Origin of the sequence: Liquorilactobacillus sp. (assembly GCF_047719775.1) — a bacterium.
Classification (GTDB): domain Bacteria; phylum Bacillota; class Bacilli; order Lactobacillales; family Lactobacillaceae; genus Liquorilactobacillus.
Map to the genome: position 1 here is coordinate 113822 of NZ_JBDNTS010000001.1, position 20876 is coordinate 134697.

Annotated in this window: 21 protein-coding genes; 13 read left to right on the forward strand and 8 right to left on the reverse strand. The window is 35.3% G+C overall.

Going from position 1 to position 20876, the window contains the following annotated elements:
* Positions 1–87: 87 nt before the first annotated feature.
* Together ABF682_RS00525 and ABF682_RS00530 are read right to left on the reverse strand one after the other, a co-directional pair.
* The gene (locus ABF682_RS00525; RefSeq protein WP_415618656.1) at positions 88–1995 is read right to left on the reverse strand and encodes a M13 family metallopeptidase; all 1908 of its coding nucleotides are present in this window, start codon (positions 1993–1995) and stop codon (positions 88–90) included.
* Between the two features lie 57 nt (positions 1996–2052).
* Positions 2053–2907, reverse strand: a complete 855-nt coding sequence (locus ABF682_RS00530; protein ID WP_289978821.1) for an aldo/keto reductase — start codon at positions 2905–2907, stop codon at positions 2053–2055.
* A 325-nt stretch (positions 2908–3232) separates the two neighbouring features.
* Here ABF682_RS00530 and ABF682_RS00535 point away from each other — a divergent pair, with 325 nt between their 5' ends.
* A complete protein-coding gene (locus tag ABF682_RS00535) occupies positions 3233–3679 on the forward strand; it encodes a MarR family winged helix-turn-helix transcriptional regulator (RefSeq protein WP_289979062.1) in 447 nt (148 codons plus the stop codon).
* 250 nt (positions 3680–3929) lie between these two features.
* On the opposite strand, the gene lrgB is transcribed toward ABF682_RS00535, so the two are convergent.
* The 4 genes from lrgB to ABF682_RS00555 form a co-directional block, all read right to left on the reverse strand.
* Entirely contained in the window at positions 3930–4652 is a 723-nt protein-coding gene (gene lrgB, locus ABF682_RS00540; RefSeq protein ID WP_289978818.1) for an antiholin-like protein LrgB, read from the reverse strand.
* Positions 4636–5112: a CidA/LrgA family protein gene (locus ABF682_RS00545; RefSeq protein WP_289978817.1), complete on the reverse strand. Its 477-nt coding sequence runs from the start codon at positions 5110–5112 to the stop codon at positions 4636–4638. Before ABF682_RS00545 ends, lrgB begins: the two co-directional genes overlap by 17 nt.
* Before the next feature lie 124 nt (positions 5113–5236).
* A complete protein-coding gene (locus ABF682_RS00550) occupies positions 5237–5965 on the reverse strand; it encodes a LytR/AlgR family response regulator transcription factor (RefSeq protein ID WP_289978816.1) in 729 nt (242 codons plus the stop codon).
* Positions 5966–6107: 142 nt separating this feature from the next.
* Positions 6108–6581 carry a MerR family transcriptional regulator gene (locus ABF682_RS00555; RefSeq protein ID WP_289978814.1) on the reverse strand — a complete coding sequence of 158 codons (474 nt, stop codon included), beginning with the start codon at positions 6579–6581 and terminating at the stop codon, positions 6108–6110.
* Between the two features lie 181 nt (positions 6582–6762).
* On the opposite strand from ABF682_RS00555, the gene ABF682_RS00560 reads away from it, so the two are divergent.
* Positions 6763–8244, forward strand: coding sequence for an MDR family MFS transporter (locus ABF682_RS00560; protein ID WP_289978812.1), 1482 nt, complete (start codon positions 6763–6765; stop codon positions 8242–8244).
* Positions 8244–8990, forward strand: coding sequence for a DUF4811 domain-containing protein (locus ABF682_RS00565; protein ID WP_415618657.1), 747 nt, complete (start codon positions 8244–8246; stop codon positions 8988–8990). Before ABF682_RS00560 ends, ABF682_RS00565 begins: the two co-directional genes overlap by 1 nt.
* A 259-nt stretch (positions 8991–9249) precedes the next feature.
* Here the strand turns inward: ABF682_RS00565 and ABF682_RS00570 are convergent, their stop codons facing one another.
* Positions 9250–10983 (reverse strand): LytS/YhcK type 5TM receptor domain-containing protein, encoded by a 1734-nt coding sequence (locus ABF682_RS00570; protein ID WP_415618658.1) that lies wholly within the window; start codon positions 10981–10983, stop codon positions 9250–9252.
* A gap of 217 nt (positions 10984–11200) precedes the next feature.
* On the opposite strand from ABF682_RS00570, the gene ABF682_RS00575 reads away from it, so the two are divergent.
* Complete coding sequence (locus tag ABF682_RS00575; RefSeq protein ID WP_415618659.1) at positions 11201–11587, forward strand: VOC family protein; 387 nt, start codon at positions 11201–11203, stop codon at positions 11585–11587.
* A gap of 181 nt (positions 11588–11768) precedes the next feature.
* Here ABF682_RS00575 and ABF682_RS00580 read toward each other — a convergent pair whose 3' ends face one another.
* Entirely contained in the window at positions 11769–12137 is a 369-nt protein-coding gene (locus ABF682_RS00580) for a PaaI family thioesterase (protein WP_415618660.1), read from the reverse strand.
* A 54-nt stretch (positions 12138–12191) separates the two neighbouring features.
* Between ABF682_RS00580 and menB the strand changes: the two genes are divergently transcribed.
* The 9 genes from menB to nrdI all read left to right on the forward strand — a co-directional run bounded on the left by menB (position 12192) and on the right by nrdI (position 20863).
* Positions 12192–13013 (forward strand): 1,4-dihydroxy-2-naphthoyl-CoA synthase, encoded by an 822-nt coding sequence (menB, locus tag ABF682_RS00585; RefSeq protein ID WP_415618661.1) that lies wholly within the window; start codon positions 12192–12194, stop codon positions 13011–13013.
* 23 nt (positions 13014–13036) lie between these two features.
* Entirely contained in the window at positions 13037–14482 is a 1446-nt protein-coding gene (locus ABF682_RS00590; RefSeq protein WP_415618662.1) for an o-succinylbenzoate--CoA ligase, read from the forward strand.
* Positions 14483–14797: 315 nt separating this feature from the next.
* Positions 14798–15601, forward strand: a complete 804-nt coding sequence (locus tag ABF682_RS00595; RefSeq protein ID WP_415618663.1) for an SDR family oxidoreductase — start codon at positions 14798–14800, stop codon at positions 15599–15601.
* Between the two features lie 20 nt (positions 15602–15621).
* Positions 15622–17490 carry a BglG family transcription antiterminator gene (locus ABF682_RS00600; RefSeq protein ID WP_415618664.1) on the forward strand — a complete coding sequence of 623 codons (1869 nt, stop codon included), beginning with the start codon at positions 15622–15624 and terminating at the stop codon, positions 17488–17490.
* Positions 17490–17984, forward strand: a complete 495-nt coding sequence (locus ABF682_RS00605; protein WP_415618665.1) for a transcriptional regulator GutM — start codon at positions 17490–17492, stop codon at positions 17982–17984. The genes ABF682_RS00600 and ABF682_RS00605 overlap by 1 nt, the downstream gene beginning before the upstream one ends.
* Positions 17985–18001: 17 nt before the next feature.
* Entirely contained in the window at positions 18002–18553 is a 552-nt protein-coding gene (locus ABF682_RS00610; protein WP_289978792.1) for a PTS glucitol/sorbitol transporter subunit IIC, read from the forward strand.
* Positions 18554–18573: 20 nt separating this feature from the next.
* Entirely contained in the window at positions 18574–19584 is a 1011-nt protein-coding gene (locus ABF682_RS00615) for a PTS glucitol/sorbitol transporter subunit IIB (protein ID WP_415618666.1), read from the forward strand.
* A 27-nt stretch (positions 19585–19611) separates the two neighbouring features.
* The gene (locus ABF682_RS00620) at positions 19612–19992 is read left to right on the forward strand and encodes a PTS glucitol/sorbitol transporter subunit IIA (RefSeq protein WP_289978790.1); all 381 of its coding nucleotides are present in this window, start codon (positions 19612–19614) and stop codon (positions 19990–19992) included.
* A gap of 418 nt (positions 19993–20410) precedes the next feature.
* A complete protein-coding gene (gene nrdI / locus ABF682_RS00625) occupies positions 20411–20863 on the forward strand; it encodes a class Ib ribonucleoside-diphosphate reductase assembly flavoprotein NrdI (protein WP_415618667.1) in 453 nt (150 codons plus the stop codon).
* The last annotated feature ends 13 nt before the right edge of the window (positions 20864–20876 follow it).

Genomic DNA, 20876 nt, shown 5'->3' on the forward strand with positions numbered 1-20876 from the left:
ATTTCGATCTAGCATCTTTTTTGATTACTATGAATAGTTGTGTTTCTAAAGTCAAAACTTTCTCTCTTTTTGGAGATATCAGCAATTCTACCAGATTACAACTCGTTTTTCTTCTGGCAGATACATTCCATCTCCAGATGAAATATTGAATGTTGAGTAAAAATCGGCCAAGTTTTGCGGTTGGATATTTGCTCTTAATTCATGAGGTGCATGAACATCAATGTTAAGTAGTAACTTCTGCCTTTCTAACGAAGATTTGAGGCACCATACACGAGCCCAGTTGAAGAAGAAATCCTTGAGATTTACATCTTCTTCTTTTTTGGCAGCCTCAAGGGCACAACTTAGACCACCAACATCGGCAATATTTTCTGAAACAACTAATTTACCATTTACTTTACCTGCTGGAGTTTCAAGTTCGTTAAATTCAGCAATCATTGCATCAGCAAGTTTCTGGAAATGTTCTAAGTCCGAGTCACTCCACCAATTATTTAGGTTACCAAATTCATCGAAATGAGAACCATTATTATCAAAGGCATGTGAGATTTCATGTGCAATAACTGCACCTATTCCCCCAAAGTTCTCACTTGAAGATTGATTTAAACTATAAAAAGGTGCTTGTGAAATTGCAGCGGGAAAGACAATGATATTATAAGAAGGATGATAATAAGCATTGACAGTAGATGCACTCATTTCCCATTCTGTCCGGTCAACAGGCTTCTTCCACTTATTGTAGTGGTCAATAATGGATAATTGTGTAAACTTGAGAGTATTACTAAACAAATCATTATCTTCAACGATAAATTTCTTGTAAATTTCTGTTAGTTTATCAGGATAACCAACTTGAATTCCAAGTTTTTCTAATTTTAAAATAGCTTTTTTCCGGGTTTCTTCACCCAGCCAATCGTTATCTTGTAGGCGCTCTTTATAAACATCAATCATCTTTTTGACCATGTCAATCACGTCTGTTTTTGCTTCTGGTCCGAAATACTTATGTGCATAGTATAGCCCAACTACTTGACTATAGACATTAACAGCCTGATAAAAAGCACTTTTTTGTGGTGACATTGGTTCTTTGCTTCCAGAGATCGCCCTAGAATATTCACCTGAAATGATTCGTGCTTCATCGGAAAGAGAAGAGCTCACTGATAATAAAGTCTTTGAGAGGAGCCAACTGCGCATATTATCGAAAGTTTCCGGATTAATAATTTTATCAAAAGCTTCGTAAAATTTTGGTTCAGCAACAATAACTTGGTCAGGATTGTCATGGATTAGTGCAGCTACATATTTTTTCAAATTGACATTATTACTGAATTTAAGAAAATCAGCAAAAGTATACTTATTGTAGCTCTTTACGTAGTCTGCCAACTCGGTGCTATCTTTCACATAAGGAACAATTGATTTATCGAAAGCCAACGTGCCCGCAATTATTTTATTGGTAGCATCTTCAGCATAGCCAGCAAGCTTAAAGAGCTTGGCCAGCATTTTAGTATAGATTCCAAGGAGAGCCTTAGACGACTCGTTGTCAGCTTCATAGTAGGTTTTATCTGGGAGAATCAGACTGGGAACATCTGCTGTCAGCGCATAGGCAGTCGTATTTTTCATATCAGGTGCAAGATAAATTGAAAAAGGTGTCGGATAATCTGCCAATGTTAATGAACCAAGTTGTTTTTCCCAAGACGCGAAAGAGTCAAGCTTTTCAATCACAGAAAGGTAATTTTTGGCAGGTTCAAAGCCAGCAGTATCTCTTTTTTTAAAATCAGAAGTTAGCGCATAGAAGCTTATGAATTCTTTTAGATAAGGATCCGTTACATTATTGGGCTCTTTTAACATTTTTTCAAAATCAGACATTAGTACCTTTTCAATATTGTCTGCCAAGTCTGCGAAACCGCCAGTAGATGATTTATCTGAAGGAATTTTGGCAGTCTTTAACCATTCACCATTCACTGCCTGATACAAGTTTTCTTTTATTAAATCTTTATTTACTGTTTTTGTCATAAATGCACTTCCTTTTTTCAAACTGAATAGAAAAACTAAATTCAAAGATAATTTGATTTAGAACTCAGCTGTATCAGGATCTGCAACGTGGCCAACAATATCTTTTAAATTATCAATTGTAGCCATATCAGAATCAGATAATTCAAAATCAAATAAATGAGAATTTTCCTCGATGCGATCCTCATGAATTGATTTTGGCAGAGGTAAGAAATCGTGTTGTAGGGACCAACGAAGACAGACTTGAGCGACTGTCCTATTATTTTTTTCAGCAATTTCTGCCATTATTTTATCTGTAAAAATCTTTCCTGTGCCTAGAGGGCTGTATGCCTCTAACAAAATGTTTTCATTCCTACAATAATCGATGAGTTCTTCATTATAATCTCCAGGACAGATTCGAATTTGATTAACCATTGGTTTAACTGTTTGTGTTTCTTTTAAAATATCGAAATGGTGTTCTTTAAAATTGGAAACACCAATGGCTTTTATTTTTCCTGCCTTATATGCATCTTCCAATGCGCGCCAAGTGTCTTGCAGATGTTTTTTCCAATCAGAATCACGGAACATCTTGGGGTTTGGCCAATGAATCAAAAAAAGATCGAGGGTTGAAACTTGCAAATCGCGCAACGATTTTTCAATGGCTGTGGCTGCCTTTTCATAACTATGGTCAGAATTGGATAACTTACTTGTTATGAACAGACTATTGCGAGAAACGCCGCTTTCTTTAATAGCGGCCCCAATGCTTTTTTCATTTCCATACATTTCAGCAGTATCAATATGGCGATAACCTGATGATAACGCTGATTTCACAGCTACTTTTGCAATTGCCCCATCGGGTGTTTGCCATGTGCCGAAGCCAACAATTGGTACCTTTACACCATTATTTAGAGTATAAGTATCTATCAAACTTTTCATCGAAAAACCTCGCTTCCAAGTAATTATGAATCGTTAATACTATTTTACTACATTAACAGATAATATGGTAAAATGCTAAACATCTTCAAAATAAAATAAAGAAGTTAACCAAGTTATTTTACGACTACTATGAAATAAAATGCTATAATAAAAAAGGTAGTGGTGGATGTGTTTTTTATGTAAAACATAACTCAAACAGAAATTTCATAAGAAGGCAGATCAGTCTAACAACAGAGGTTTGGTTTCTTATTAAAAAATATATCGGAATTGTGAGTGTTTAATTGTATAATAAATAACGATATCTTGCGGAAGAAGGAGAACGATGATGGGATTAGAGCATAAGCCGGATAAATTGGATGATGAGCTTTGTTTTGCCATTTATACAGCACAAAAAATTTATAATAAGTTTTACGCTAGTGCATTAAAAGAGTATAAGTTGACTTACCCACAGTACATTACCCTTTTAACATTGTGGGAAAACGGTGAGCCGATGATGATTAAGGAAATTGGTGCAAAGTTAAGTCTTGATAATGGAACATTAACGCCATTATTAAAGAGAATGGAAAAGGATGGCTGGATTGAGCGTAAGCATAGTGATGAGGATGGGCGTCGGGTTTACATTGCACTGTCAAAAAAAGGAAAGAATAAGAAGTACGAGATTAAGGGTAAGTTGACTTCATGTTTTGCGAATGTTGACATGACGTCACAGGAATATAAAAATGATGTCTCCTTGATAAAGAGTATCGGGAGAAGAATTGACCCAGAGAGTTAAAATTAGTTTAATTTTGGGATGTAAATGACGGACCGCTTTAAAATATGGATTATAGTTCTAATGTGCAGATAAGACGATAGAACCGTGTCAAAGATGATTCTTGACACGGTTCTATTACTGGTTCTGGATATAATGTAATAAAATTTAATTTTTAATCCAGCCTTGGAGCCTAATTCTAAAAGCGTACGCATGTAAATATTAATTATGAAAAATCTGATAAAGTTGACTAAACGAAATTTCTGATTATGAATCATAAGAAGATATGTGAAATTATGGGGACTAATAAATCAACAACTGCTCCAATTACAACAACGGCAATAGCTGCCATTGAGCCCTCTACAGAACCTATTTCAAGCGCAAATGCGGCTCCAATTGTGTGACCGGAAGTTCCTAGTCCAAGTCCAGCACCAATTGGATCAGCACCCAAGTGAAAGATTTTGAAGAGATACTTTCCAAGCGCATAGATAATGACAGCATTTAGGATACAAGCCATTGCGGTGATTGATGCATTGCCGCCAATGGCAGTGGAAATAGGCAATGCGATTGCAGTTGTTGCTGCTTGGGGAAGCATTGATGCGATACTAGTATGATTAAGTCCCATAAGTTTTGAAAAAGTGATAATCAATACTAAGGATAGCGTTGTTCCAATCAATAAACCGGCCAAAATATCTTTCCAGTATTTTTTAACAATGTCGTTTCTCTTGTACAAAGGAATTGCAAATGCGATAGTTGCTGGGCTTAAAAACCAGAAGAGGATATCTCCGCCCGGTTTGTATGCTTTCTGATAAAAGCTGGCGATATTTATATTTAGTAACTTTGAGAGTATGAACAGTATAAAAATACCTAATATCATTGCAACAAACAAAGGTTGGAATAAGAAGAAACCATTAAATTTCTTGAATAGTTGCTGACCTATCAGATATACGAATAGTGAAAGAAAGATTCCAAAAAAGATGTTAGTAAACATTGCCATGACGATCATCTCCATTCGTTACTTGAGCTTTTTCAGCATAGATTTTCTTCGTAAGTAGTTTAGCTTGCTTAGTTTTTTCTTGGTGTGTGTGCAAGAAGATAAAGAAACGGGTTGTATACGCTGTAACGACTAACAAAATGATTGTTGAGAAAAGGACGACTGATACGAGTTGCACACCGGCAGTTTTCATTATATCTAAGTTGGCTGCAAGTGAAATACCGGAAGGTACAAAAAGAAACCCAATGATGCTGATAAGGAAAGTGCCAAGAGATTCGACCCATTCAATTTTGATGATCTTAAATGTTAATAGAGAATATAGAATTATTAAGCCAATAACTGGAGTGGGAACAGGCATTGATGCTGGGAATAGGTTAGAGATAATGTTTGAAACAAAGAGAATAGCAGAGTATATACCCATCTGTAATAAAACGGAAGCTCCATTCTTTTTTGAATTCATCATAAATCATCCTCCTTTAATTATTTTCAAGGTAAGGATAACTTAAGCTGAAACAAAAAAGCATATTTATTGGGTTAAATGTAAAAAAAGGGGAGTGAACAGTTCATTTGAAGGGATGAATGAAGTACTACATGTTTAGAATAGATTTTAAACTTTTTAAGTAAGAACGACCTACAGGGACACGTTGTTGATTGGTTAATATTAGTATGAAATTATGATTGAACCAAGGTTGAACTTCAGCGATGTTATTGATGTTAACAATTGAACTGCGATGAACTTGTACAAAATTTTGCTGATCTAAATATTCACGTAACCAAGATAGGGTTTCATGTGAAACGTAAGTATTGTCCATCGTATAAATTGATAGGAGCCCATTTTCTGTAACAGCTGAAACGACCTCGTTACTTTTTATTACAACCGTACGATCTTCTGTCGGAATTGAAATAAAGCGATTCTTGTCTGGTAGTACGGGTTCTTTTTTTGATTTATCCCTATTTAGAATAGCCACTTGAGCCTTCTTAATTGCTTGGTTAATCCGAGATTGTTCAAATGGTTTTAAAATATAGTCAAGGGCATTGATATCAAAAGCTTGGACGGCATAATTTGAATATGCTGTTGCAAAAATTACAAAGGGGGAAACGGCCAATTGATTGAGTTCATTTGCTAATTTGAACCCATTTTCGTTATTTAAAGAGATATCTAAAAACAACAGATCAACTTTTTTACTTAAGATGATATCGAGTGCTTCTTGGATGCTCTCTGCTTGATATGTAGTTGTTACTGCAATATTTTGTTTTAAAAGGAATTCTAATTCATTACGTGCAAGCGGTTCGTCATCAATAATAAGTACTTTCATTTTATATTCCTCCAGAGAAATGGTGATGGTAAGTCCAAGTTAATTATACAGCAAAGTCAACCACTAGCGAAGACGCAGAAAGACTAGGATTAAGTAACTTTGGACACAATAAAAAAAGCGCAGCAGGAGGAACCATGTAAAATCACGCCAAATCTCTTAAAATAAGCCTTGTCTTTTCGTTTTTTTGAATAAGTACATAAACATGTTTTCCTGGGATATCGTCTATTGAACCAAGATCTAATTCGTAGCCATCTTGGATAATATTTACAGCTAGTATTCGTTCTTTCAAAAATTGCTTCACAGCCTTGCCTAAAAGACTGTGCTCATTTGTTTTTTTAACGGCTGCGTTTAAAGTATAACCATCATTAATGAAGGTTTGAATCATTGAGACCTTCAAAAAAGTAAAATGGCTGTACTTTCGATGGCGGCCGTCACAGCTTTTAGAATCATTTTTATTATCTTCGGACTTTATATACCCTTTTTCTTCCCAATAACGAAGTTGCCGCTGTGAAACACCCGTTGCTTTTGCAATTTCGCCAATTCCCAAAAGAAAGTGTTCATGTTTCAAGATTTCTTTGAATCGATCAACGTAGATATTATTTTGTGCACTATCCATAATAGTCTCCCTTTGTAAGCTTCTATTCAATAATTGTAACTTTTATTACAGTTTTGTCAATTAATTTGACAAAGAAAAAAGATGAGTATATATTTAGAAAAGTGAGACTTGTATTTTTTTCATATAAAGAAAATTAATACTTAATATTAAATGACATTTGGCAAAAGGGAGAGAATTTAAATTGGATAAAGCAATTGATCAAAACGGAAAGCCCTATAATAGAGCACTTCTTGTGACTTTATTATTAGTTGGTTCGTTTTGTACGGTATTGAATCAGACAATCTTAACAACAGCATTTCCGACTCTTATGAAGAGCTTTGATATCAACACATCTACTGTTCAATGGCTGTCATCAGGTTTTATGATGGTCAGTGGTGTGATGATACCAATTAGTGCTTGGCTTACAACCAGAATGAACTCGAAAATGTTATATCAAAGTGCCATGTTTGTTTTTCTAATAGGGACGCTAATTTGTTACACGGCACCTAACTTTGGTTTCTTATTAACGGGTAGACTTGTACAGGCCTTGGGTGTTGGTGTAACAATGCCACTGCTACAGACCTTGATGTTAACCATTTTTCCTGCTAATAGACGTGGTGCGGCAATGGGAATGGCTGGGCTGGTTATTGGTGTAGCACCTGCTATTGGGCCGACTCTTTCTGGTTGGGTTATTGATAACTACAATTGGAGAGCATTATTTGGAATATTAATTCCGATTTCCGTAATTGTCTTTATTGCCGGTTTTTGGTTAATGAAGAGTGTTTTACCAACGAGCAAAATTAAACTTGACTGGTTTTCAGCTATGCTTTCTACAATTGGTTTTGGCAGCTTACTTTATGGATTTTCTGAAGTAGGTGAAAAAGGTTGGGGAAGTGCAGTAGTCTTAATAGGAATCATTGTTGGTGTGATCTTTGTGATTACATTTGGTATTCGTCAATTCCGTTTGGAAAAACCATTTTTAGATTTAAGGGTTCTAAAAAATCCTGAATTTTCAAGTGCGGCGCTTTTAAGCTCTGTTTTGATGATGGCAATGATTGGGGTTGAAATGGTATTACCATTATATCTGCAAACAGTTAGAGGAGAAAGTGCTTTTCATTCAGGGCTAACTTTATTACCTGGGGCATTAATGATGGGAATATTGAGTCCAATTGCTGGTCGGGCCTTCGATAGAATTGGTGCAAAACGTTTAGCAATTACAGGACTATTCTTACTAACAGTAGGAACAATTCCATTCATGTTCGTGACAAAGACAACACCTTTATTATATATAGTTACACTTTACGCAATTCGAATGGCAGGGATAGCAATGTCAATGATGACAGTAACGACCTCTGGGATGAACTCATTGCCTATTAAGATGATGAGTAATGGGACGGCCGTAAACAATACCATTCGGCAGGTAGCAGCTTCCGTGGGGACAGCTATTTTAATTAGTATTTTAACAAATGTTACAAAGAGTGATATGCCAGCTAAAGCAATGCTTAAATCTGATCCGTTAGCTTACAAAAATGCTGCTTTTTCAGCAACTTTAGGTGGTTATCATGCCGCATTCATTGTGGCTATAGGTTTCAGTGCAATTGGACTCCTAGTTGCTTTCTTTGTAAGCAGTAGCACTCCAAAAGAAATGCTGCATAAAAAGCAGTCAGTTGGGGGTGACAAATAATGATCATCTTTAGTTTAATCATTTGTGCCATACTTTTATTTGTTTCAATGATTAATATTGATAAAGCTCTTTTACGAAATGTTTTAAGTGTTATCTTTGCGCTAGGTTTGATCGTTTCAATGATTTTTTTGATTGAAAATGATAAACGTCATTTTGGAATGCATAAAGTGGAAAATGTTAAGACCAGTAAATTGGTTTCAACCGCTTCTTCAAAACAAATTAATTTGTTATTGTATCAAACGGTTGGTACTTCGGGTAAAGAAAAAGTGTATATCTATAAAGCTAAATCAAGTCAGAAAAAAGCAACGACAACTAATCCAGATCCTGCGAATACACAAAATAAGGTACGAAAAACAAGCGGGTCAGCAAAACTTGTTACGAGAACCCTTAGATGGGAATATAAGAGTAATTCTTATAAGTTTTGGTTTGGGATTTTAGGGAATGGGCACAAATTAATTCGCCATTACAATACTTTTAAAATAAATGACACTTGGGCTGTCCTCAGTACACAACAAGCTAAGAAATTGCAAAAATTAGCTAAGAACGAAGACCAAACTAAGGTTCAAGCTCAAGCCAAGGCATATATTAAGGCACAAGTTAAAGAAAAATTAACAGCAGCTATGACCAAGGATCCAACCATGTCGACACAAGAGCAACAGGCATTAACAGCTAAAGCTAGTCTACAGGCACAAAAGGATTTTAAGAAGCAAGCATTGAAAGAATTGATTAGTGAAGCAAAAAGATAAATTTGAGTAGGTTCACGACAAAATAATTGGGTATATGACATGAGTTAGTAAATTTGACTACTAACATGAAGTTACGAACAGCGAGGGTTTTGCTATAAGTAATTTGAAGTTAGATGGAGAATTTTGACTCATGGAACACGGCTACTCTAAATAAATAATGGAGCTAGATCAAAGTTTAACTTTTGGTCCAGCTCTTTTTATCATGTTAAAAGCTATCTGAAGGAGTTCTTTAACAAGTGTACTAATTTGAATAACTTAATTAGATAGTAGCTATATTGTTATTAGGAATATTAATCTGGATTGTTGTACCTTCCGCAGAACTTGTAATCTGTAGATGACTTTCATTTCCATATAGGCCAATTAAACGTCTATTCAGATTAACTAATGCTGTTCCTGTTCCTGTACTTGATGCGATTGTTTCTTGTCCTAAACGTGTACGCAATTCTGGGTCAATTCCGACTCCGTTATCTTTGACAATGATAACAATATTTTGTTTTGTTTGACAGACCGTGATTGTTATCTTGTTGCCATTTTTTCTAATGGGAAAAGCATGTCTGATTGAATTTTCAACTAAAACCTGAATGCAAAATGGTGGAACCTTGGTTTGTGGACTTGCGGAAATTTTGTAATCAATTATATATTTTTCAGGGAACCTGGTTTGTTCAAGTGATAGATATGAATTTACGTGTTTTTTTTCTTGCTCTAAGGGGATTTCCGTTTCGGAGATTCCCTGCAGACTTGAACGAAAGAATGTACTTAGCTGCATCAATGAACTGCGAGCTTGTTCAACATTTGTCCGCATGAGCGCACTGACGGTATTAATCGCATTGAAAAAGAAGTGTGGGTTTATTTGAGCCTGCAAAGCTTTAATCTCTGCATCGCTAATTAATTTTGCCTGTTCTTCAGCCATTCCTAGAGCTAGTTGACCAGAAAAAATTGATGCAAGGCCAGTAGCAAGATTTTCTTCAACGGGTGTGAGGCTCTCGGCTTTATTAAAATACATCTTAAGTGCACCAATGGTCTTATTATTGACCTTTAAGGGGAGTACTATTGCGGACGCAAGGGGACAGTCCGGATGGGGACAGCCTATCTCCTTGCGGTGGTAAGCATATTTAGTTTCACCACTTGAAATTACGTGTTTCGATAAATCTGTTAAAACTACCTGACCCGCAAGATGATGGTCTTCTCCAGCACCAATATGTGCAAGGACGTTCACTCTATCAGTAATTCCGACAGCATCAAAATTAGTGAACTCTTTGATGATTTTGCAGACTTGATGGGCAGAGTTGATATTAAGACCCTGTCTGAAATAAGGAAGGGTTTCGTTTGTTAGATTCAAGACATTATGAGTTTGTACAGCCATCAATTGTTGTTCATTTGAAAGGTATGCATTCAATATTGAGATGAATACTGAAACACCAATACTATTGAGTAAACACATTGGGATTATAATCAGCTTAACGAGGTCTAGTCCGCTAAAAACAGCAACGAAAGCCATCTGGATGAGTTCTGCAAATAACCCTAGGAGTGCTGCACTGAAAAAAGAAGGATAAAAGTTGTTTTGACAAAACTTTTTCGACAAAAATCCAATACAAAGACCAACCAAAGTAGAACTAAAGATATAAAAGAAATCTGAGAAGTTTCCTTGAATTACACGATGTATCCCGCCAAAGAAGCCAACAAAACCACCAACAAAGGGACCACCGATTATTCCAGCAACTGTAATCACGAGTGTTCGAGTATTCGCAATAGAATCAGATTGTGGTAAACCAGTTAGAAAAGGAGCTTGAATCAAAGTATTGTCTTTCGCTATTTCAACACCAGTTAGATTTGATATTATAGCAAAAATAGTAAAAATTATGATTAGAAAAAGCTTAGCTTTACGTGTTTTTTTGTCAATTAGTTTGCGAAAAAAGGGGACGTTGACTAATAGAAATGCTAAAACAAGTATGATTCCAAGTCGTTGAAGTAACAGGATAAACAATGTGAACATTTAACAAGCTCCCTTCATAAATGACAATGTTATAAGGCGATTTTAACATACAGAAATATTTTAATCTATTAGTTGGTAAGCGTATATGATTAATTGACAACTTAAGTAATTTAGTTAGAATTAATCTAACTATAACGTACACCTTGTGAAAATGAGGTTACAGGTGAGATAGCTGTTATTTTAAGATGAACAAAAAAAATTTAGAAGGTGAACTTGAATGATTTTCGAAGATATTCATCATATTGCAATAATTTGCCATGATAGAAAGGAAACACTTAGTTTCTACGTTGATAAGCTTGGTTTCAAGATTATTTCAGATTATAGAAGAATTGAAAAAAATGATGAGAAAATTGATATAGAAAAGGGGAACCTACGGCTTGAATTATTTATTAAACCAGATGCCCCCAAGCGCCTATCATATCCGGTTGGTGAAGGAACAGGACTAAGACACCTAGCATTCAAGGTTACGAATATTGAAGCGATTGTTGAAAATTTTAAGGCTCAAAAAATTAGAGTAGAAGAGATAAGAAGAGATGACTTTACGGGAGAGAAGATGACGTTTTTCTTTGATCCAGATGGATTACCACTGGAACTGCATGAATGATATTTCTCGAAAGAGTCCAGGCAGTATGCTTCCAAGGTTTAAAAGAAGTCGACTTCAATTTGCAGAAAAAAAGCAGCAATTATTTGAGTAATTAGATAATAATAAGGTTAGATTGTTACAGCAAGATAGAATTTTAACTTTTAACGCAGCTTTATGCTAAAATTACGGATGGATAAAAACATTATTTTTTATGGAACGTCGTTGTGACAGTGCTGTAGCTGGTTTTGATTTCTTCAGGATAGCTAATCGTTGTGACAGCTAGAACCTGTATTTTTGCTCCAATTTTTATAGGTTCAGCAATGGCTTCGACCTTGCCATCTTTTACGGTTGCAAGATGATTTGTATTGATGTTAATCCCAACAGCTGCAAATCCGGCTGGGGCGTTTAGATTAGCCAGCATACTGGCTGCTGTTTCGGCAAGAACAGCATTAATGCCGCCATGTAATAAACCATAGGGCTGCTTATGTATTTCATCAACCTCTAGGGAAAGGACAACTTGTTGTTTAGATGTTTTAATAGTTTTAATGTTTAAGTATTCAAGCAGATTCATTTGGAATGCCTCCAAGATTAATTTATTCTTATTGTAACAGAAAGGACTATGAAGATGACAACTAGGGAATGGACGAAGGTTAAGAACTACCAAGAAATAATTTTTGAAAGAACTGGGAAAATTGCTAAGTTAACGATGAATAGACCAGAAAAACGTAACGCTTTTACACCACTGACAATTGAAGAGTTAATTGACGCCTTTACGATTTGCCGAGATGACAGTACAGTTGGGGTGATTATTTTAACAGGTGCCGGAGATAAGGCATTTAGTTCAGGTGGAGATCAGAGTATTCGTGGAAATGGCGGGTACGTTGGATCTGATAAGATTGCCAGATTAAATGTGCTTGACTTACAGCATCTGATTAGAATAATTCCTAAACCAGTTATTGCAATGGTTAAGGGATGGTCAGTCGGTGGCGGCAATATTTTACAACTGGTCTGTGACTTAACAATTGCTGCTGATAACGCAATGTTCGGACAAACTGGTCCGAAAGTGGGGAGCTTTGATGCAGGTTATGGATCAGGATATCTTGCACGGGTAATAGGGCACAAACGTGCAAAGGAAGTTTGGTTTATGAACCATTGGTATACAGCTGATGAAGCATATGCGATGAACTGGATTAACAAAGTTGTGCCTTTGGAGCAGGTGGAAGAGGTAACGCTTGAATGGTGTGATGAGATACTGACAAAGTCACCAACTGCCTTACGCTTTATAAAGGCTGCGATGAATGCAGATACAGATGGCTTGGCTGGCATTCAACAATTAGCAGGAGATGCTACAATGCTTTTTTATACTACTGACGAAGGAAAAGAAGGCCGAGATGCTTTCAATGAGAAAAGAAAACCGAATTTTGACCAGTTTCCTAAATTCCCTTAATAATTGAAAGGGGATGCTATGTTTTGGAAAATTGGTTAAATAAACAAGCAGCACTTGTTCCTAATAAAACAGCGTTAGTTTTTGAAAATCGAAGCTGGTCTTTTCAACAATTAAAAGACGAAACAAGGATGCTTAGTGGTAAGTTACAGAATATAATTGACAAATCAACCGGGCGAATCGGATTTTTGGCTGCAAATACTCCTAGCAGTTACTTGACGGTACTAGCATTACAGGAACTGGGAGTACAGATTGTTTTACTTAACTTCAGGTTGAGTTTATTTGAATTATCAAAGCAGATTAAAATTGCAAATGTGGACTGTGTTTTGGTTGATGATTCTTTACAGACAAGAAATAAAGAGCTAGCAGAATTAACAGAATTTGCAGATGTCAAATGTTGGAAGCTATCACAAATAAAACAACTTGCCAAGCACGAACCTCATGTGGTAGAAGAATACAAAGATGACCAAGTAACAACAATCATGTTTACTTCAGGAACAACTGGGAATCCGCATGGAGTATTACAGACATTTAAGAATCATTTCTTTTCAGCTGTAGGTTCAGCTATTAATCTTGGTTTGCAAGCCAACGATATGTGGCTATGCGCAGTTCCAATCTTTCATATTAGTGGATTCTCAATAATGATGCGCAGCTTAATATATGGAATGCCAGTGTTGCTAGTCGAACATTTTCAGGAAAAGCAAGTAACGTGGTTGCTGCAAGAACAACCTGTTACTTTGATGTCTGTGGTTCCTCAAATGTTGAAGCGGCTGTTAGAATCGTTCCCTGCAGGAGGGTACAATCAGGATTTTAGATGTTTTCTTTTGGGAGGAGCTGCAATTGATGAACAGACACTGCGGCAGTGTATTGCCTTAAAGCTACCGGTTATTCAATCTTATGGTATGACAGAAACTTGTTCACAAGTCGTTGCGTTGAGTTTTAGTGATGCGCTAAATGCAGTAGGGTCTGTTGGAAAACCACTGTTTCCTGTGCAGCTTAGAATTAATGAAAAAACAAAAGAAATTGAAATTAAGGCACCTAATGTTGTGTCTGGATACTTAGGAGCTACACATATTTTTGAAGAAAAATTAACAGAAGATGGCTGGTTTAAGACGGGTGATGTTGGACATTATGATGAGGCTAAATTTTTGTTTGTCGAGGGAAGAAAAGGCGAGATGTTAATTTCTGGGGGCGAGAATATTTTCCCAGATGAGATTGAGAATGCATATGCTGGATTTCCAACAATTACCGAATTTGCAGTCTGTGGTGTTCCTGATGATAAGTGGGGTGAAGTGCCGGTAGGATTTTATGTTGGTTCTCAAATGATTTCAGATAATGAATTGATTGCGTATGGGAGTAAAAAATTGGCTCGGTTTAAAATTCCCAAACAGTTTGTGAAGGTAGAAAGATTGCCACGAACAGCTAGCGGTAAGGTAAAGCGCTACGAATTAGCAAAGGAGTTAAGGCAATAAGCAAGTTAAAAGAGAACTTTATCCTCGTTGTTTTGAATTGCCATCCAAATTATAAATTGCAAAAAGTTGTTTATCCTTAGTGGATGATTCTACTAAAGATAAGCATTTTTTTATTTTTGACATTATATTGCCAATCTTTGTCCTAAAAACATAACTCTGATTAAGTGGTTGGTCATGTTTTTACACTATTATTTGGCGATAGTGGTAATTAATACATTGTTTTGAAAAAAAGTTGAAAAAACATTGGATTGTTAGAGAATGCGCTTTCAACTATATTAATCTGTGAACAAAGAAACAATGAGGAGGAAAATTTAAATGATTGATTCATGGATTAATATTTTTAGTAGGGTCTATATTGTAACGGGAGGATCATCGGGAATTGGCAAGGCAATTATAACTGAATTATTGAATAATGGGGCAATTGTTTATGATGCAGATTTAAATGAAGGGGGCTTTAAGGATAAGAATTTGCACTTTGTAAAGACAGACGTAACTAATAAAGCAGAAGTAAATTCTTTGGTAAATAAAGTTATTTCTGAACAAAAGCATATTGATGGATTGGTTAATAATGCGGGAATAAATTTGCCACGTTTGTTGGCGGATGCGACTGATCCAGAGAGTAAGTATGAATTTACAGAACACAATTTTGAGAAAATGTTTGCAGTAAATGTAAAAAGTGTTTTTCTAGTATCGCAAGCAGTTGTTCATCAGTTTGAAAAACAAAAGTATGGTGTTGTTGTAAATATGTCTTCAGAGGCAGGATTGGAAGGTTCACAAGGCCAGAGCGTTTACTCTGCAACTAAGGGCGCAATCAATGGATTTACACGCTCGTGGTCTAAGGAACTAGGGGAACATAACATCCGAGTTGTTGGAGTTGCACCTGGTATTATGGAAGCCACGGGCTTGCGGACTCTATCATATGAAGAAGCACTAGCATATACACGTCATAAAACGGTTGCTGATATCCGTGCTGGTTACAAGAGTACAACAACAACACCATTAGGTAGAAGTGGAAAGCTTTCAGAGGTTGCTGATGCTGTCAATTATTTATTATCAGATCGTGCAAGTTATATTACAGGAGTAACAATCAATGTTGCCGGTGGGAAGAGTCGTGGCTAAATTAAAAATATGGTGAGATTATGGATAGACAAAATTTTGAAATGTTGGATTTCTTTATTAAAAATGAAGCGTTGGCTTTGGAGGAGATACAAACACGCTTTAATACTTCGAGGGTAACTATCGCAAAGAATATTCGCGAGATTAATAAGGAGCTTGATGGAGTTGCCAAGATTAATGTTAATAAATCAAAGTTTTATCTAACAATAGAAGATTATGCTGCTGTTGTTAAAATTCAAACTAATTTTTTAAAACAAGATTTGGACTTTAATGATCCAAACAAGAGACAAGCAGCAATTCTACAAAAGTTACTAATGCAAAATCAAAAATATATTGCGCTTGATGATTTGGCAAGTGAGCTATCAGTAAGTCATGGAACAGTCAATAATGATTTGAAGGCGTTGAAAGAATTAGTATCTTTTTATGGTGTAACAGTACAAGCAAGACCTAATAACGGAATTCGGTTGAATACTGAGCATCTATACAGTTATGCGGTAGTCGCTAGGAACATAGTTGCAAAATATTATGACTTTGATTTAATTTTGAACAGTATATTTGATAGTGAGTTAACTGGAGCAGTCAAAGAAGTGGATGATAATAACGATACGGTTACGATGGTCAAACGGAACATTTCGATTATTGTTTGGTTAAGAAAATATGGCATTCAAATTAATAAGCCATGCAGATATTATCACGAAGTAGTCCGAAGTGAAATGATAAGAAAATTAAAAAAAGTAATTTCAAGCATTGTTTCAGAAACTTTGAATGATGTGGAATGGGAATTTATCCTTTATCCGTTCAACATAAAAAAATTATCTGCAAGTGACGATGAACTGATTGAATATGCGCTAAACGATGTTGGTGAATTAATGAAGAATGTTTTTCCAGTTGTTAAAGAAAAGCTGGACGTGAATTTGGATTTCGATCGCTTGCTTATTGAATTAAGGTATCATCTATTATTTTTAATTAATCGAGCCATTTATGGGATAAAAGCAGAGGGAGTTATTTCGAGCAGTATATTGAATAAATATCCAGTTGCGGCTGAATTAGCACAAGAAACATTAATGCTGATGACTAAAGAAACCGGTATTAAATTTAACAAGAATGAATTAAGTTATCTAGGTATTTATTTTCAGATGGAACTTGAAGAGTATATGTCTTCACCAGTAATTTACAGAATTGCTATAGTTAAGCCTATAAGTAATGGGATGAGAAAGTTTATTATTGAGCAATTAAAAGAATTGTTAAATGAAAATTTAAAGATTGATTTGTTTAATTCACAGCTTGAATTAGAAACGAGTTCAAATAAATACTTGCTGATTTTTTCAAACAGTTTACCGATAGAGAATAAGTTAGTTAATAAGTCACCGGTAATTAGATTGAATTCGGTTTTTAATCAAGGAACTTTGCGTGAACGCTTGCAGATTTCATTAGTTGACGAAGCTATTAATAATGGTTTTTGCAGGTTTGATGTAACTAAATTTACTGGGAAAGATGATTCGTATACTGAACGAGTCAAACAGCTTATTGTTCATGAAATATCGATTGGACAGCTTAATGAGGAATTCTTAAATGATTGGATAAAGCGTGAGCGCCTTTCAAGTAATATTTTAAGTAGTGGTGTAGCTTTGCCGCATGTAATTGATAAATCAGGGCTTAATAGAATTTTAGTTACGGTTGGGCTTTTTAACAAGCCGGTTACTTATGATAGTAGGAAGGTCAAGGTTGTATTTCTTGTCGCAATTCCTTATAAGCTGGATGCAAACTTAAGCAGGATTTTGGCACAGGTTTATGACTTGATCAGAATCATAGCAACCAATGGCAATATCTTTAATAACTTGAAGAATTATGATCAAAACCGGGGATTAATTCAATTGATGGAGGCGATTTGATGTTACTTTACTTTGGTATAATCTTAGTGGCTGCCTTTTTATTACAAGGCTTACTGGGACTAAGACAGATAAAAAATTTTTCTAAAACGTTCCACAAGTTAAGAATGTTAGCACCAGTGGCAATTGGGAAAAACCCAAAGAAATTAAGATCAGGAACTTTAATTCTGATTGCTGTAGAAAACAATGGTGAAATTAAAGAAGCCCAAATGATGAAAGGGGTAACTATTTTTGCAAGATTCAAAGAATTGAAAGCGCTTAAAAATAGAAATTTGGCTGAGGTTGCTTCTTCTTATGAACAATTAAAAAAATTCGACAGGTTGACCAGAGTATGTTTACTGGACGCCTATAAAAATTATATTAATTATAAAACCAATAAATTAAAGTTGCAGGATGTTGATACGAGTATCAAAATATGGAGCTTGCCAATGGTAGAGAAAATTAAGTCGCTTTATTACAAAGTATTAGGACATAAGCATGAAAAACAAATTAATTAGTAAGGAGTCTTGAAATTATGAAATTTATAACAGAATTAGCTTCAGGTTTTATGGGCCTATTTGAAAGCGGTGGAAAAACCTTAATTGGTTGGATGACTTCAATTATTCCAGTTGTTTTATTGCTGTTGGTACTAATGAATGCAATTATTGCATTTGTTGGCGATAAAAAAATGGTGAAACTAGCACAGGCTTCTTCCAAAAATCCATTTACGAGATATTTAGTTTTACCTTTTATATCAGCATTCATGTTGGGTAACCCGATGTCACATTCAATGGGACGTTTTTTACCGGAGTATTATAAACCAAGCTGGTATGCTTCAATTGCGCAATTTTGTCATACAAGTAATGGTGTTTTCCCGCATATTAATCCATCTGAATACTTCATTTGGCTAGGAATTGCACAGGGAGTTCAAAAACTAGGTTTGAATACGATGGATTTGGCAATTCGTTACTTGTTAGTGGGCTTAGTAATGAATTTTCTTGGTGGTTGGGTTACAGATTTTACAACTGCTTATGTTTGCAAGCAACAGGGAGTTACACTTTCTAAAAAAGTTGAGTTTAATAATTAACAGTATTGGAGGTTATAATAATGACAAAAGAATATCGGAGTATAAAAGTAGTTAAAGGTTCTGGCGGCTGGGGAGGCCCCTTAATAATTACCCCAACTACAAAAAAGCATAAGTTTATTTATGTAACTGGCGGCAATAAACCAGCTATTGTTGATAAGATTGCTAAGTTGACAGGAATGGAAGCAGTAGATGGTTTTAAAACTTCAATTCCTGATGAAGAAACTGCATTAGCAATTGTTGATTGTGGTGGAACTTTGCGGTGCGGCATCTATCCTAAAAAAGGAATTAAAACAATTAATATTCTGATGACTGGGAAAAGTGGACCTCTAGCACAATTCATGAATGAAGGTAATTATGTTTCTAATGTAGATGTTGACCAAATTACTCTATCCGATGAGTCGGCATCAAGCGAAGATAAATTTGAAGCTGATAATAACGATAGTAACGATGAATCAGTAAAATTTGATAATACTAAAACACTGACAGCCCAAACTAAAAATCCAGGAATTTTAACTAAGATTGGCTTAGGTGCAGGTAAAGTTGTTTCTACCTTTAACCAAGCTGGTAAAGATGCTGTTCAGACTGTAATTAATACAATTATTCCTTTTATGGCGTTTGTTGCCTTGCTAATTGGTATTATTAATGGTTCGGGGATTGGTAAAGTTTTCGCCAATGTCATGGAACCGTTGGCTGGAAATGCTTGGGGATTAATGATTTTAGGATTTATATGTTCTTTGCCATTTTTATCACCATTACTTGGTCCAGGAGCTGTTATTGGACAAGTTATAGGGACGCTGATTGGAGTCGAAATTGGGAAGGGAAATATTCCACCACAATATGCACTACCAGCACTCTTTGCTATTAATACTCAAAATGGTTGTGATTTTATTCCGGTTGGATTAGGGTTAGCTGAGGCTGATTCTAAAACGGTTGAAGTTGGTGTTCCTTCTGTTTTATATAGCCGTTTCATTAGTGGTGTACCGCGAGTCTTTGTAGCATGGCTTGCCAGCTTTGGATTGTATGCCAAATAAGACGTTAGATTTGTGAGGTGGATTTAGATGGCAACTAAGAAAGAAAAAGTAATTTTTTCAACACAGGTTCTTGAGATTGGAACTGAAGTAGATGATTTTAAGACAATTAATATGGCAATTCTTTTTGGAAATGAAGCTCCGAACGCATTACGTTCATCATGTTTTATTATTAATGTAGTGCCAATAACAGAGAAGATTAATCCTGAAATGAAAATAATGTTTGATAATCAAAAGTATATTATTACTGCAGTAGGTAGTGAAGTACAGCATAATCTTGGAAGATTAGGGCATACAACAATTAGTTTTACTTCAAAAGAAACAGCTAAGCTTCCGGGAACGATATATGTATCCGAAAATGATTATCCAGTAATCAAGGTAGGAACTAAAATACAAATCATTGATCAATAGGTTATTTAAAATTAAATAAAAAGATGATGTTTAGTTTATTCAAAAGCAATCATGGTAATTTTATCGAAGTCAAGCTATTCTAATCTAAGATAAACATAACTTATTAGTCTAATTATATTAAAGTGGAAATACTCATAATAATGTCTTTCTTTCGTGGTTAATTTGTTACTGCGATATAAGGCAGTGCTGTGGGTCTTTTTTTAGATATTCGGACTAATTACAGAATTGTCTACTAAAAGATAGTTGGAATTTAAACAGCAGAAAAGGATATATAAGACTGAAAAATTAGTATTTTTATCCATAAATGGAGCTGTTTTTTTATGTAAAACAAGAGATATATTTTAAATATTCGCTTCTAATCCCTATATATTGTGTTACAATATAACACATGCACTATATATGGAGGTGAAACCTAATTATGAATGGGCAAATAAATATTCTCTATATAAGTCTTAGTGGAAATACTAAGGCTTTTATTGGGAAATTAACGCAGTACTTTGGTAAACAAAAGATCACAGTTAATGCACTTAATGTTAAGGAATTTCCACAATTTACTAAGTTGGATTTACCTTTTGTTACCTTTTTACCCGCTTTTTTAAAGGGTGGTAATGGGACTGATAACGGATATACTGAAATTTTAACAACGATTCTTGGTGATTATTTAGCTTATGAGAATAATTACATACATTGTTATGGGATTATTGGCAGTGGTAACCGTAACTTTAATAAACAGTTTGCATTGACAGCGAAGCAGTATGCAAAACGTTTTGGATTCCCGTTAATTGCCGAATATGAATTGCGTGGTACGGAGAGCGATGTGCTTAGGATTGCACAGAGAATTATGGAACAACAAAAGGTATTTGAGAAATAGGAATAAGTTTAAG

Excerpts from the sequence above, each read along its gene's own strand:
- ABF682_RS00525 (WP_415618656.1), bottom strand. The coding sequence starts at position 1,995 with ATGACAAAAACAGTAAATAAAGATTTAATAAAAGAAAACTTGTATCAG.
- ABF682_RS00600 (WP_415618664.1), top strand. The coding sequence starts at position 15,622 with ATGGATAGACAAAATTTTGAAATGTTGGATTTCTTTATTAAAAATGAA.
- lrgB (WP_289978818.1), bottom strand. The coding sequence starts at position 4,652 with ATGGCAATGTTTACTAACATCTTTTTTGGAATCTTTCTTTCACTATTC.
- ABF682_RS00605 (WP_415618665.1), top strand. The coding sequence starts at position 17,490 with ATGTTACTTTACTTTGGTATAATCTTAGTGGCTGCCTTTTTATTACAA.
- ABF682_RS00565 (WP_415618657.1), top strand. The coding sequence starts at position 8,244 with ATGATCATCTTTAGTTTAATCATTTGTGCCATACTTTTATTTGTTTCA.
- ABF682_RS00535 (WP_289979062.1), top strand. The coding sequence starts at position 3,233 with ATGGGATTAGAGCATAAGCCGGATAAATTGGATGATGAGCTTTGTTTT.
- menB (WP_415618661.1), top strand. The coding sequence starts at position 12,192 with ATGACAACTAGGGAATGGACGAAGGTTAAGAACTACCAAGAAATAATT.
- ABF682_RS00555 (WP_289978814.1), bottom strand. The coding sequence starts at position 6,581 with ATGGATAGTGCACAAAATAATATCTACGTTGATCGATTCAAAGAAATC.
- nrdI (WP_415618667.1), top strand. The coding sequence starts at position 20,411 with ATGAATGGGCAAATAAATATTCTCTATATAAGTCTTAGTGGAAATACT.
- ABF682_RS00595 (WP_415618663.1), top strand. The coding sequence starts at position 14,798 with ATGATTGATTCATGGATTAATATTTTTAGTAGGGTCTATATTGTAACG.
- ABF682_RS00545 (WP_289978817.1), bottom strand. The coding sequence starts at position 5,112 with ATGATGAATTCAAAAAAGAATGGAGCTTCCGTTTTATTACAGATGGGT.
- ABF682_RS00570 (WP_415618658.1), bottom strand. The coding sequence starts at position 10,983 with ATGTTCACATTGTTTATCCTGTTACTTCAACGACTTGGAATCATACTT.
- ABF682_RS00550 (WP_289978816.1), bottom strand. The coding sequence starts at position 5,965 with ATGAAAGTACTTATTATTGATGACGAACCGCTTGCACGTAATGAATTA.
- ABF682_RS00575 (WP_415618659.1), top strand. The coding sequence starts at position 11,201 with ATGATTTTCGAAGATATTCATCATATTGCAATAATTTGCCATGATAGA.
- ABF682_RS00615 (WP_415618666.1), top strand. The coding sequence starts at position 18,574 with ATGACAAAAGAATATCGGAGTATAAAAGTAGTTAAAGGTTCTGGCGGC.
- ABF682_RS00530 (WP_289978821.1), bottom strand. The coding sequence starts at position 2,907 with ATGAAAAGTTTGATAGATACTTATACTCTAAATAATGGTGTAAAGGTA.
- ABF682_RS00610 (WP_289978792.1), top strand. The coding sequence starts at position 18,002 with ATGAAATTTATAACAGAATTAGCTTCAGGTTTTATGGGCCTATTTGAA.
- ABF682_RS00580 (WP_415618660.1), bottom strand. The coding sequence starts at position 12,137 with ATGAATCTGCTTGAATACTTAAACATTAAAACTATTAAAACATCTAAA.
- ABF682_RS00620 (WP_289978790.1), top strand. The coding sequence starts at position 19,612 with ATGGCAACTAAGAAAGAAAAAGTAATTTTTTCAACACAGGTTCTTGAG.